12 protein-coding genes and 1 rRNA gene are annotated in these 13,392 nt (G+C 55.1%); 12 read left to right on the forward strand and 1 reads right to left on the reverse strand.

Annotation, left to right across the window (positions count from 1 at the left end):
• The first annotated feature begins 39 nt into the window (after positions 1-39).
• Positions 40-156, forward strand: a 5S ribosomal RNA gene (rrf, locus tag C7459_RS19665).
• Between the two features lie 52 nt (positions 157-208).
• On the opposite strand, the gene C7459_RS19670 is transcribed toward rrf, so the two are convergent.
• Positions 209-784: a TetR/AcrR family transcriptional regulator gene (locus tag C7459_RS19670; RefSeq protein WP_109690993.1), complete on the reverse strand. Its 576-nt coding sequence runs from the start codon at positions 782-784 to the stop codon at positions 209-211.
• Positions 785-894: 110 nt separating this feature from the next.
• Here C7459_RS19670 and C7459_RS19675 point away from each other — a divergent pair, with 110 nt between their 5' ends.
• The 11 genes from C7459_RS19675 to C7459_RS19725 all read left to right on the forward strand — a co-directional run bounded on the left by C7459_RS19675 (position 895) and on the right by C7459_RS19725 (position 13,388).
• Entirely contained in the window at positions 895-1,563 is a 669-nt protein-coding gene (locus C7459_RS19675) for an HAD family hydrolase (RefSeq protein ID WP_109690994.1), read from the forward strand.
• A gap of 165 nt (positions 1,564-1,728) precedes the next feature.
• A complete protein-coding gene (locus C7459_RS19680) occupies positions 1,729-2,193 on the forward strand; it encodes a CtsR family transcriptional regulator (protein WP_109690995.1) in 465 nt (154 codons plus the stop codon).
• 30 nt (positions 2,194-2,223) lie between these two features.
• The gene (gene mcsA / locus C7459_RS19685) at positions 2,224-2,802 is read left to right on the forward strand and encodes a protein-arginine kinase activator protein McsA (RefSeq protein ID WP_109690996.1); all 579 of its coding nucleotides are present in this window, start codon (positions 2,224-2,226) and stop codon (positions 2,800-2,802) included.
• 3 nt (positions 2,803-2,805) lie between these two features.
• Positions 2,806-3,882, forward strand: a complete 1,077-nt coding sequence (gene mcsB, locus C7459_RS19690) for a protein arginine kinase (protein WP_109690997.1) — start codon at positions 2,806-2,808, stop codon at positions 3,880-3,882.
• Between the two features lie 53 nt (positions 3,883-3,935).
• Positions 3,936-6,386 (forward strand): ATP-dependent Clp protease ATP-binding subunit, encoded by a 2,451-nt coding sequence (locus C7459_RS19695; RefSeq protein ID WP_109690998.1) that lies wholly within the window; start codon positions 3,936-3,938, stop codon positions 6,384-6,386.
• Positions 6,387-6,601: 215 nt separating this feature from the next.
• Positions 6,602-7,981 (forward strand): DNA repair protein RadA, encoded by a 1,380-nt coding sequence (radA, locus tag C7459_RS19700; RefSeq protein ID WP_109690999.1) that lies wholly within the window; start codon positions 6,602-6,604, stop codon positions 7,979-7,981.
• A 7-nt stretch (positions 7,982-7,988) separates the two neighbouring features.
• Positions 7,989-9,068, forward strand: a complete 1,080-nt coding sequence (gene disA / locus C7459_RS19705; RefSeq protein WP_109691000.1) for a DNA integrity scanning diadenylate cyclase DisA — start codon at positions 7,989-7,991, stop codon at positions 9,066-9,068.
• A gap of 50 nt (positions 9,069-9,118) precedes the next feature.
• Positions 9,119-9,847 carry a CDP-diacylglycerol--serine O-phosphatidyltransferase gene (gene pssA / locus C7459_RS19710; protein WP_425450735.1) on the forward strand — a complete coding sequence of 243 codons (729 nt, stop codon included), beginning with the start codon at positions 9,119-9,121 and terminating at the stop codon, positions 9,845-9,847.
• A 177-nt stretch (positions 9,848-10,024) separates the two neighbouring features.
• Positions 10,025-10,516 carry a CarD family transcriptional regulator gene (locus tag C7459_RS19715; protein ID WP_109691002.1) on the forward strand — a complete coding sequence of 164 codons (492 nt, stop codon included), beginning with the start codon at positions 10,025-10,027 and terminating at the stop codon, positions 10,514-10,516.
• A gap of 94 nt (positions 10,517-10,610) precedes the next feature.
• Positions 10,611-11,693: a PIN/TRAM domain-containing protein gene (locus tag C7459_RS19720; protein ID WP_109691003.1), complete on the forward strand. Its 1,083-nt coding sequence runs from the start codon at positions 10,611-10,613 to the stop codon at positions 11,691-11,693.
• A gap of 87 nt (positions 11,694-11,780) precedes the next feature.
• The gene (locus C7459_RS19725) at positions 11,781-13,388 is read left to right on the forward strand and encodes a WXG100 family type VII secretion target (RefSeq protein ID WP_109691004.1); all 1,608 of its coding nucleotides are present in this window, start codon (positions 11,781-11,783) and stop codon (positions 13,386-13,388) included.
• Positions 13,389-13,392: the final 4 nt, after the last annotated feature.

Consider the following 13,392-nt stretch of genomic DNA (forward strand, 5'->3'; position numbering starts at 1 on the left):
GTCTTGAACTCACAAAGTTGCTCTACCCAGTTGTCACAGTCTCGTGATGATGGCGGAAAGGTCACACCTGTTCCCATCTCGAACACAGAAGTTAAGCTTTCCAGCGCCGATGGTACTTGGACCGCAGGGTCCTGGGAGAGTAGGACGTCGCGAGGCACTAGCAGCATAAGGAACAAAAAGACTCGATCCATTGCGGATCGGGTCTTTTTTACTTCTCTTGAATTCCTTCCAAAAACAAGTGCGCGTAAATCTCCGAAATCTCCTTCGTGCTTAGCTTGCCACCCTCACGATACCAGCGGTACACCCAGTTGATGGACCCGAGAATCGAAAGTGCCGTGATCCGCGCGTTTACGGGGCGGAACTCGCCAGCCGCGATTCCTTGCTCAATCACTTGCGTCCAGAGGTTCAAGTACTTGTCAGTCAAATCCTGAATCACTTGGTGCTGATCGGCACCCAGCGAGAACGCTTCACGGAGCAGGACCGTCGTGAGCTGGACGTTTTTCGTCACGTACTGCAGGTGATGCTCAATCGCTCGGTGCATGCGCTCGCGATTCGACATCGCGGAGTTGAGGAGGATCTCCTCCAACTGCGTGTTGAAGTCTTGGATCGAGCGATGCGCCAGTTGCATCAGCAGGTCTTCCTTGCTGGATATATAGTGGTACAGCGAGCCTTTCTGCAAGCCGACCTCATCAGCGATATCTTGCACGGAGGTCGCGTGGTAGCCTTTTTTCTCAAACAGCATGACTGCTGCCTTGGTGATCTCTTCGTATTTATTGGTAGCCATCGTTCCTCATCTCCTTGTCACCTTCCGGACACTCTATAAAAAAGAATCATACTTGGTATTTCCTGAATCAGTCAAGCAATATTCCAAAACGAAAGGAGCAATTGCACGAGATGACACCTGAGCCGTATGAAGCGATGATCTTTGACGTAGATGGCACGTTGTTTCAAACGGAGAAAGTCGCGCTCCCAGCATTCCGCCGCACCTTCGAGGAACTGAAGCGCAAGAGCCCCTCCGACGACGAAATCCTCAATGTGTTCGGCATGACGATCCCCGAAGTCTGGGAAACGTTGCTCCCGGATTCCTCGATGGACGAACGCGATCGCGCCAACGAACTGCTCGCCCATGCCGAGATGGAACTGATGCAAACCGGCACCGGCGCCCTCTATCCTGGTGTGCAAAAAACGCTTCAAACACTCCGCGACGCGGGTGTGAAGCTTTTTACCGCCTCCAATGGAGAACTGCGCTATGTGGAGACCGTGATCGAGACACAAGGCCTCCTGCCGCTTTTTGACAAACTCTATTGCGCAGGTGCATACAAGACGGAGAAAAAGCAAGACCTCGTCCAACTCTTGCTGCGCGAACAGCATCTCGATCCCGACAACACCGCCATGATCGGGGACCGCAGATCGGACATCACCGCAGGCCTTGCCAACGGCTTGTTCACGATCGGATGCGACTTCGGATTCGCCAAACCGCATGAACTGGATCAGGCGGATCAGGTCATCACTTCGTTTGACCAATTGCTGAAGGTCAAACATAGTCAAATTGCGAGAAAATAAAAGAAACGGCCCGACTTCTTCGCGAAAATCGGTTATTCCCCTCCAAAACTGGGCAAAGTGAAGGGAGATCGCCCTTGGACTTTTGCCCTGCCATACATATAATGAAGACCAGAAGGTCAAAGTTAGTCAAAGTCAATGATCAGGAGGAGGGAGGTAGCGGGCACCATGCGCAACATCTCCGACATCATTGAACATCACTTGAAGACCATCCTCACCAACTCACACGAGGGCATCATTGAGATCAAACGCAGCGAGTTGGCCGACACATTCAACTGTGTGCCCTCCCAAATCAACTACGTGATCTCCACACGCTTTACGATTGAAAAAGGCTATGTCGTGGAATCAAAACGCGGCGGCGGCGGGTACATCCGCATCCAGCGGGTCGAATTGGACAGGCAGAATATCGTCTTGCATCGCGCGATCCTCGACATCATCGGCAGCTCGATTACCGCTCGTGAGGCGGATGGGTTTCTGCAACGCTTGTTGGAGGAACAGGTGCTGACCGAGCGAGAGGTCTTGATGATGCGTGCGGTGATCTGCAGCGACATTCTCGCGCTCACACCACAGCTTCGAGATCAAGTTCGCGCCAACCAACTGTCGGCGATGCTCGTCGCCATCCTCAAAGGATGACCTCATGCACTCAGGAGGGGAGCGACCCAAATGATCTGTCAGGAATGCAACCAACGAGATGCCACCGTGCACTTCACGAAGATTGTCAACAACACAAAACAGGAGATCCATCTCTGCGAAACCTGTGCCCGAGAGAAGGGGGACGCGATGATGAAGTCCTTCGGCGGCCCCGGATTCGGGACGAATCCTTTTGGTGAACCGACCTACTCGTTCCACAACCTGTTAAGTGGGTTGCTGGGCTACGAGCAGAGCCAAACTCCGATGAGCAAAGGCATCCAAGCACCACAAGCCGGTCCCCATCGCTGTTCCACCTGCGGGTTGAGTTACCCGCAATTCGCCCAACTCGGGCGCGTTGGCTGTGCCGATTGCTATAAACATTTTGCGCCACATCTTGACCCGCTGCTTCGCCGTATCCACGGAGGAGCGACCGCGCACACCGGCAAAGTTCCGGAGCGTTCGGGTGGGCTGATCAAGATGAAGAAACAAATCGAAGAACTGCGCCACGAACTGCAAACCAAGATCCAAGAGGAGCAGTTCGAACAAGCCGCGATCCTCCGCGACCGCATCCGCGAGATGGAACAGGGGATCGGCAACGGAGAGGGGGTATGATCGATGTCCATTCAAGACTTTGTCCGCGATGCCAGCCGTTGGATGCAGGACGATGGCCCGCACTCTGACATCGTGATCTCCACCCGCATCCGTATCGCCCGCAACCTCGTCGACCACCCGTTCCCGCTACTCGCCGATGATGCACAGTCTGAGGAAGTGCTGGAGAAAGTCCGAACCGCGATCGAAACAGACGAGTTTCAGGAAAAAGGACACGGCCACTTCGAGTTTTTGACTCTCCGTGACGTGTCTGACGTCGACCGCCAAGCGCTGGTCGAAAAATACCTGATCTCGCCGTCCCTGGTCGAACATGCCCGCCGTGGTGCAGTCGCCCTGCGCGACGACGAGGAAGTCTCGATCATGGTCAATGAGGAAGACCACCTGCGCCTGCAGGTGTTGATGCCAGGTCTCCAATTGCAAGAATCGTGGAAGCTCGCCACAGAGGTCGACGACCTTTTGGAGTCCAAGCTCAACTATGCGTTCCATGAGCGCTATGGTTTCCTCACCGCCTGTCCGACCAACGTCGGCACCGGCATCCGCGCCTCCGTCATGCTGCACTTGCCAGCGCTGGTCGTCACGCAGCAGATCAACCGCGTGCTATCCGCTCTCAACCAAGTCGGTCTCGTCGTGCGCGGCGTGTACGGGGAAGGCACCGAAGCGGTCGGCAACCTGTTCCAACTCAGCAACCAGATCACGCTCGGGCAGTCGGAGGAGGAGATCATCTCCAACCTCGACTCGGTCGCGCGCAAGATCATCGAGCATGAACAGGCGGCACGGCACTTTTTGCTCAACGAAAACCGCGAAGTGATCGAGGACAAAATCGCCCGCTCCTTCGGCATCCTCGCCTACGCCCGACGTCTCGATTCCAAAGAGACGATGCAGCGGCTCTCCGATGTGCGCCTCGGCATCGACCTCGACGTGATCAAGGGCGTCAGCAAAAACATCCTCAAAGAATTAATGGTGATGACGCAACCCGGTTTTCTGCAAAAATACCACGGTGCAGAATTGGCACCGGGGGAACGGGATTGGCGCCGCGCCGAACTCGTTCGCGAACGCTTACAGATGGACAAAGGCCATATTTAGAATATCTACCCTTTGTCCTCGAATAGGATCAAAGTAACTTGGAGGTGGAACTTATGATGTTTGGACGTTTTACAGAACGTGCACAGAAAGTGTTGGCTTTGGCGCAAGAAGAAGCGAGCCGCCTCGGACATTCTGGGGTTGGCACTGAGCATATCCTGTTGGGCCTCGTCCGCGAGGGAGAGGGCATTGCCGCGAAATCGTTGGTCTCGCTCGGCCTCTCCAGTGACAAGGTACAAAAGGAAGTAGAAAAAATTATCGGCCGTGGCCCGGGCCAATCGGCAGGCATGGCGTACACCCCGCGTGCGAAAAAAGTCATCGAGCTCTCGATCGACGAAGCGCGTAAACTCGGTCACAACTACGTGGGCACGGAGCACATCCTGCTCGGCCTGATCCGCGAAGGGGAAGGTGTGGCAGCCCGCGTGCTGGCCAACCTCGGCGTCTCGCTGAACAAAGCTCGCCAGCAAGTCTTGCAACTGCTCGGCGGCGACACCCACGAATCACACCAAGAAAACGCCCAAGCGGCCAACACCCCGACCCTCGACTCTCTGGCGCGCGATCTGACCCAGATGGCACGCGACCAGAAACTTGATCCGGTCATCGGCCGCGCCAAGGAAATTGAGCGCGTCATCCAAGTCCTCTCCCGCCGTACCAAAAACAACCCGGTGCTGATCGGGGAGCCAGGCGTCGGGAAAACGGCGATCGCTGAAGGTCTTGCGCAGCGCATCGTCGACAATGAGATCCCGGAAACCCTGCGCAACAAGCGCGTCATGGTGCTCGACATGGGGACCGTCGTCGCGGGTACCAAGTACCGTGGGGAATTCGAGGATCGTCTGAAAAAGATCATGGATGAGATCCGCCAAGCGGGCAACATCATCCTGTTCATCGACGAACTGCACACCTTGATCGGTGCGGGCGGAGCAGAGGGTGCCATCGACGCATCGAACATCCTCAAACCGTCGCTGGCACGCGGTGAACTGCAGTGCATCGGCGCCACCACGCTCGACGAGTACCGCAAGCACATCGAAAAAGACGCTGCGCTCGAACGCCGCTTCCAACCGATCACCGTCGACCAGCCGAACAAGGAAGAAGCGATCCTGATCCTGCAAGGTCTGCGTGACCGCTATGAAGCGCATCACCGCGTGAAGATCCTCGACGAAGCGATCGAAGCAGCTGTCAAGCTGTCAGACCGCTACATCACCGACCGCTTCCTGCCTGACAAAGCGATCGACCTGATCGACGAAGCTGCGTCTCGCGTCCGCCTGCGCACCTATACACAACCGCCGAACCTCAAGGAACTCGAGGAAAAGCTCGAAGAGATCCGTTCGGAAAAAGAGTCTGCGGTCCAATCGCAGGAGTTTGAAAAAGCGGCCTCCCTGCGCGACAAGGAACAAAAGTTCCGTGAAGAGCTGGAGTCCCGCAAAAGCGAATGGCAACAGACCCAAGTCAAAAAAGACTCGGTCGTCAATTCGGAGGACATCGCTGACATCGTGGCCTCTTGGACCGGCATTCCGGTCAAAAAGCTCGCAGAAGCGGAGTCGGAGCGCCTCCTGAACATGGAGGAGATCCTGCACGACCGCGTCATCGGCCAAGACGAGGCGGTCAAATCGATCTCCCGTGCGATCCGCCGTGCGCGCGCCGGTCTCAAAGACCCGAAACGCCCGATCGGCTCCTTCATCTTCCTCGGTCCGACCGGGGTCGGGAAAACCGAGCTGGCCAAAGCGCTGGCAGAGGCGATGTTTGGCGATGAGAATGCGATGATCCGCATCGACATGTCCGAGTATGGCGAACGCCACAGCACCGCCCGTCTGGTCGGGGCACCTCCGGGCTATGTCGGCTACGAAGAAGGCGGGCAGCTCACGGAGAAAGTCCGTCGCAAGCCGTATTCCGTCGTGCTGTTTGACGAAGTGGAAAAAGCGCATCCGGAAGTCTTCAACGTGCTGCTGCAAGTGCTCGACGACGGCCGTCTGACCGATTCCAAAGGCCGCACCGTCGACTTCCGCAACACCGTGATCATCATGACCTCGAACGTGGGGGCGCAGACGATCCGCAAGGGCGGCGCACTGGGCTTCACCGCTTCTCGTGAGGCGGACTACACCGACATGAAGGACCGCGTGATGGATGAGTTGAAAAAGCAATTCCGTCCGGAATTCCTGAACCGTCTCGATGACCAGATCGTGTTCCACCCGCTGGCGGAGGAACACATCCGCGAGATCGTCGATCTGATGTCCGAAGACCTCAGAAAGCGCCTGCGCGAGAACGACATTCACTTCCTGCTCTCCGACGAAGCGAAAAAGTTCCTCGCCAAGGAAGGCTACGATCCGCAATACGGGGCTCGTCCGCTCAAGCGTGCGATCCAGCGCCACATCGAAGACCAACTGTCGGAAGCGCTGCTCTCCGGCTCGGTCAAAAAGGGCGACCTCGTCAAGATCGACACCGAGGACGGCAAACTCACCGTCAAAAACGCAGGGTCCGCTGCAGAGGCGGAAGAAACCCAACAAGCATAATCTCGGAAAAGAGCTCGTGCCCGCCCAGCGGTCACGAGCTTTTTTGCTAGAACAAATGTTCGCACCTCGCAAAAACCGCACTTTTTTCCACGATTCATGAAACTCTCGCCCACCTCTTGCGTATGATTCAGGTAGGTCCCTTGTTGCCAGCCTGTCTTTCCTATATGATGGAGGTTGGAACCTTTTTGTAAGACACAAGCGAATAGGGGACAGCTATGGCAAAGTATAAATCAAAATTTGTGTGCCAAGACTGTGGGTATGAAAGCCCGAAATGGATGGGCAAATGTCCGGGATGCGGCCAATGGAACCGAATGGTCGAAGAGGTCGCAACAGCAACGACCGCCCCGTCTGCACACGTAGCGCTCCAACATCTCCAAGGCGAACCTGCCCGCGTCACTCGGATCACCGAGATCGACACGGTGGATGAGCGACGCACACACAGCGGCTACGCTGAATTTGACAGAGTGTTGGGCGGCGGGATCGTCAGCGGATCGCTCGTGCTGATCGGGGGAGACCCTGGGATCGGCAAATCGACCCTGCTGCTTCAAGCGGCGAACGCCATTGCGACCCAAGGTCGCAAAGTGCTCTACGTCTCAGGCGAGGAATCGGCCAAGCAGATCAAACTGCGGGCAGACCGCCTCGGGTCGCTCAGCGAGAACCTGTTGATCCTGCCAGAGACAGATCTGGAACGCATCGAATCACACATCAAGACACACAACCCTGACTTCCTGATCATCGACTCCATCCAGACCGTCTACCGCCCGGGGCTTACGTCCGCCCCTGGCAGCGTCGGTCAGGTCCGGGAGTGTACGGCGTTTCTGCTGCGCATCGCCAAGACCTTGAACCTGGCTACGTTTATCGTCGGCCATGTCACCAAGGAAGGGGCGATCGCAGGTCCGCGCATGTTGGAACACATGGTCGATGCTGTCCTCTATTTTGAAGGTGAAAGACATCACACGTACCGAATCCTGCGCGGCGTGAAAAACCGCTTCGGCTCCACCAACGAGATCGGCATTTTTGAAATGCGCGAAAAAGGCTTGGAGGAAGTGCTGAATCCGTCGGAGCTGTTTCTGTCAGAGCGACCGTTCGGCGTGGCCGGCTCTTGTGTCGTCGCCAGCATGGAGGGCACACGCCCGGTGCTGGTGGAAATCCAAGCGCTCGTCACCCCGTCCTCGTATGGCACACCGCGCCGGATGGCGACCGGGTTGGACCACAACCGCGTCTCGCTGATCATGGCGGTGCTGGAGAAGCGCATGGGGCTGTACCTGCAATCGCAGGATGCCTATGTCAACGTCGCAGGCGGTGTTCGCCTCGACGAACCGGCTGTGGACCTCGGCATCGCGCTGGCGCTGGCCTCCAGTTTCCGCGAGCAGACGATGCCGCCGCATGATTGCTACATCGGTGAGGTCGGATTGACCGGCGAAGTGCGTGGCGTCTCCCGCATCGAGCAACGCGTGCGAGAGGCGATGAAGTTAGGATTCACCCGACTGATCGTGCCGACCAAGAGTCTGCGCGGATGGCAGCCCCCGGCTGACGTTCAAGTCATCGGAGTTGAGACGGTACAGGAGGCGTTCCAAGTAGCATTAGGGGGATGACGGGTTTATGCGTGATGATATCAAAAAAGACACCCTTATCAACAAAATCCTCCGCTTCATCGCACCGGGCACCCCGTTGCGAGAAGGGTTGGAGAACGTCCTGCGGGCAAAAACCGGCGCGTTGATCGTCATCGGCAACTCCCCGCAGGTGATGGAGATCGTGGACGGTGGATTTTCGATCAACTGTGAATTCTCCGCCGCATCTGTCTACGAACTGGCGAAAATGGACGGTGCCATCATCCTCTCCGAGGATGGCAAGCGCATCCTGTACGCCAACACCCAATTGAATCCAGACCCGTCGATTCCGTCGTTCGAGACCGGGACGCGCCACCGCACCGCCGAGCGCGTCGCCAAACAGACGGGTCACCTCGTCGTGTGCATCTCGCAGCGCCGCGACGTGATCACGCTCTACCAGTCCAACTTCCGCTACACGTTGAAGGACATCGGCGTGATCCTGACCAAGGCCAACCAAGCGATCAACACGCTGGAAAAGTACAAATCCGTCCTCGACCAAGCGCTGACCAACCTCAGTGCGCTGGAATTTGAGGAACTGGTGACGTTGCATGAAGTGGCTCTCGTCATGCAACGCATCGAGATGGTGTTGCGGATCAAGTCTGAGATCCGCCGTTACATCACCGAGCTGGGCACCGAAGGCCGCCTGATCTCCATGCAGATGGAGGAGCTGGTCTCCAAAGTCGACGAAGAGGCCTACTTGCTGGTCAAGGACTACTGCAAGGAGACGCTCGACGTCACGCCGCACCAGATCTTGTCGGAACTGCACTCGCTGACTTCTGATGAATTGTTGGAAAGTCTGCAATTGGTGAGAGTTCTGGGGTATACAGGGAACATTAATATCACCGAAGAACCTGTGTCCTCGCGTGGCTACCGGATCTTGAACAAGATCCCGCGCCTGCCGCAACCGGTGATTGAGAATTTGGTGAGTTCCTTTGACTCCTTGCCGCAGATCTTGCAGGCGTCGATTGAAGAGTTGGATGACGTGGAAGGCATTGGGGAAGTGCGGGCTCGTGCGATCAAGGAAGGGCTGAAACGCATTTCCGAGCAAGTGTTTATCGACCGTCATATCTAACCGCAAGCAGTGGGGGTCAAGGGGATAAGGGGAGGTAGGAAAACAACATGATCGTACGTCGTGCACTACCGAGCATGTTTACCGTAGGGAATTTATTTTTGGGCATTATATCCATCATCGTAGCTTTTGAAAGCAATTTTGCATGGGCGGCCTTGCTGGTGATCATCGGCATGGCGCTGGACGGTCTCGATGGCCGCGTGGCCCGCGCGTTGAACGCGCAGAGTGAATTCGGCAAAGAGCTCGACTCGCTGTCGGACGTCATCTCGTTTGGCGTGGCACCGGCCTTCATCATGTACGGAGTCGTGCTGCACGAACTCGGCTGGATCGGCACCGTGATCACGGCGATCTTCCCGATCTGTGGCGCGCTGCGCCTCGCGCGCTTCAACGTGGCGACCGGTACGCCGAACTACTTCATCGGCCTGCCGATCACCGCTGCAGGCGGCGTGCTGGCGACGATGGCGCTGTACCAGGCGTACATCCCGCGCCCGACGATCTGGATGCCGCTGTGCATGCTGTTCCTCGCCTTCTTGATGGTCTCGAACATCAAGTACCCGAACTTCAAAAAAGTCGGCATCCCGAAGTCAGCGTACTACATCGTGCCGCTGATCATCGTGGTGGTCGCGATCGTCTTTTGGCAATTCCGGGAATATGCACCGAAGCTGGTGTTCCTGCCGTTGGCAGCCTATGCGTTCTATGGCGTTTTAAAAAAAAACGACAAACGCAAAACGAAAAAAACGGTGGAGACCGCTCCTGAAGAATACGAAACGATAGCGAAGTAAACGCGAGGACGGAGCACATCTGCGGATGTAGCTCCGTCCTTTTTTCGACAAAAAGTGACCAAGCTGTTGACGAACTATGTCTGAATGTGGTAGTATAATATTTTTAAAATTTGACCGTCTCCCCCTTCTGTGGTATCATGATTCTCAGAAGAATGCGACCAAGATGGGGGTGCTGCTTTGTTTAAAATTGGAGACTGTGTTGTGTATCCCATGCATGGTGCTGGTGTGATTGAAGCGATTGAGGAGAAGGAATTCCTCGGTCAGGTGGAACAGTACTACATCTTGCGGATGCCGTATGGTGGCGAGATGAAAGTGATGATTCCCGTATCGAAGATTGACAACTTGGGCATCCGGGGGACGATCGAGGTCAACTCGGTAGAACGGGTGCTGCAGATCTTGCGCTACGAGAAGGAACGCCAGACGGAGTCGTGGAACAAGCGCTACCGTGAGAACCTCGACAAGCTCAAGGGTGGAGACATCTACCAAGTGGCCGATGTCGTCGGGGAGCTGCTGTACTTCGAGCGGGAGAAGGGTCTCTCCACGGGCGAGCGCAAGATGTACGATACGGCTAAGCATATCTTGGTCAGCGAGTTGCTGTTGGTCGGTGCATCCGGCGAAGAGGAACTAGAGAATCTCTTGACTTCGCTCTCCAAGAAGGCGTCCTCGTGACGTCTTCTTTTGTTAAATCTTCTTGACAAACTTGTGACGATGCGTTTCTTCCCGCAACAGTTTGTCTATAATGCTTGTATTGGGAGGTGACCCTGTGCTAAAGAGAATTGTGCATTTGTTCTTCGCTGTGATAGGGATTGTGCTCGGGTACCAATTTGCGCCTGAGTTGTTCAGTTGGATTCAACTCGACACCAACCCGTTTTCGCATCCGATCTTCGGTGCGGTATTGGGAGGCTCGCTGTTCATCTTGGCGACGAGCTGGGTAGTTGACTATGTGGTCAGTTTGATCAAGTGGTTCGAAGAGAAGTTGCTGAAGACCCCGTTTTCCGACGTGTTGGCCGGAGCATTTGGGATGGTGGCCGGTCTCATTATCGCCTATCTGATGGCGCCTGCAATTGCACTTATACCCGTCGTCGGCAGCGTGGTTCAGTTCTTCGCAAGCGTACTCTTGGGATATATGGGGTTCCGCTTCTTCTTCTCGAAGCGCGAGGACTTCATGAACTTTTTCGCAGGTCGATTTGGCCGGGAGAAGGACAAAGACAAGAAAGGCGAGGAGAAATTGCGTCCAGGCGATGCGAAAATCCTCGACACCTCGGTCATCATCGACGGTCGGATCGCCGACATCGTGAAGACCGGATTCTTGGATGGGGTGTTGATCATTCCGTCGTTCGTGTTGGAAGAGTTGCAACACATCGCGGACTCCTCCGATGTGCTCAAGCGCAACCGAGGCCGTCGGGGCTTGGACATCTTGAACAAGATTCAAAAGGAACTCAAGATCAAAGTTCAAGTGTTGGAGATCGACTTCGATGACATCCAAGAGGTGGATTCGAAGCTGGTGCGACTGGCGAAGAACATCGGGGGCAAAGTCGTGACCAACGATTTCAACCTGAACAAAGTCTGCGAGTTGCAGGGCGTGCTCGTTCTGAACATCAACGACCTCGCCAACGCGGTCAAACCGGTCGTCCTGCCCGGTGAAGAGATCCACGTGCAAGTGATCAAGGACGGCAAGGAATACAACCAAGGCGTCGGCTATCTCGATGACGGCACGATGATCGTCGTCGAGGGTGGGCGTGAGTTTATCGGCACGCGTCTGGAAGTGCTGGTCACGTCCGTGCTACAAACCAGTGCGGGCCGGATGATTTTTGCCAAACCTAAGATGCTGGAGCGCGCGCTCTAGCCATTTAGAAAAAACGTCTCTTAGGAGGCGTTTTTTGTTTTTTGTAGAAAAAGGAAGTAGAGCAGTAGGTGAGGGGGTCAAGGAACATTGCAAGCAAGCCCGACGAGTTTACGATATGGAGCGGGGCGTTTTGCAACAGGCGCGTCCGATCTGAGATATAAAGCAAGCCGTGTGAAAACCTACGCCATACAAACCCAGTGGGTGGGGGAAGCAGGCACAGCATTTCGCCAAGTCTGCGGAATCCTGATCTCCGACTTGCAAAAAGCAGCCGATGCGCTGGAGCGCACGGCTGCTGAACTCGGCACGCTGGCGACCCGAATGGAGCAGATCGAGAACCTGAGACGCCAGATCATGTACATCGAGCAAGACCTGTGGAACCTCCCGCACGACGAGCAGTACCGTCCCGCACGGGTCAATCTCAGCCACCAACTCAACAATCTGCGACAACAAGCAGAGCGCGAGTCACGGGAAGCCGACCAGCGGGCGACCTCTGCGTTCCAGCAGATCCAAGGCGACCTGCACAGCATGCACTTCTACGCCCAAGACCGCAGGTGGTGGGACGACCTCTTAAGCGGCTTAAAGGCCACGGGAGGCTTTGTAGTCGGCGTGGGAGAAGCGGTCGTGGATGCAGTGGTCGGGATTTTTGAATCGATCGCGCATCTGGACGAGACGTTTGCGAATCTGGTGCACATGGTCGAGCACCCGATCCTGACCGGGGAAGCGATCTGGCAGCAAGTCAGCGACTCGTGGACACGGGACGTCACCAATGGGGATGCCTACTCCGCCGGCAAGTGGTGGGGGCAAGCGGTGGGAGGTGTCATACTCTCAATCATAGGAAACAAAGGGGCAGACAAGGTATCATTACTGACAAAGGTTGGGAGGACTGCCGAAGGAGCTGGAGAGGTCGCTTCAACCACGACAGTGCTTTCTTTGACTAACAAATTGTGGACGGGCAGTAAGGAAGGGAAATTGAATTCGGAACGTTTGCAAGAAGTACTTGGCCCTTCCTTCGATTCACAGATTGAAGAAATTCTGAAAAAATACGATATCGATATAAATAGAGAAGAATTTTTGAGTCAAAAAAACAGGCCTCTTGATGAAACGTGGAGCAGTCTAGACGATCAGATGATTGTGAAGCAAGTCCGAGAAACAATTATTTTAGAAAAGGGCGTCGTGATGCAGAAAATCATCGGACGAGAGAAGGTAACGCAATACGTTGAAGAGGGCGCAAATACAGTTGGTGGTTTTACTGCGCGCTATCAGGATGTTGCTGAGCTCAAAACGGCTCATTCCCTAAAAGAAGAACTTCGGTTAGATTATAACCCTTTCTGGGACCCTCATCACCCTCAAAACAAAAACCCCTTCTACAACAAAAAGTATCCGAATCTTTATTTGAATGAATTAGATCAGTTCAAGGATGATCCAGTTTTCGCTTTGCGTTTTCACGTTGATAATCCGAATAACTATCAGCCGCCCTTCAAATCCGTACCCGAAATCAAAGAACAATACCCCTTAACGGGAAATGGATTTGCGGGAGGTTCCACAAGCGTAATTCCGGAATTTGAAATGAAAAAGGGAACAGTGGAGGTATTGGCGAGAGGGGCAGAAATCTACAAAGTCAATCCAGATGGCACGCAAATGCTTGTTGCACGATACAACGGTCGTAAGTGGATTATTGTGGTTGAAAATTGGTAAATTG

The organism is Tumebacillus permanentifrigoris, assembly GCF_003148565.1.
In the GTDB taxonomy this organism is placed as follows: domain Bacteria; phylum Bacillota; class Bacilli; order Tumebacillales; family Tumebacillaceae; genus Tumebacillus; species Tumebacillus permanentifrigoris.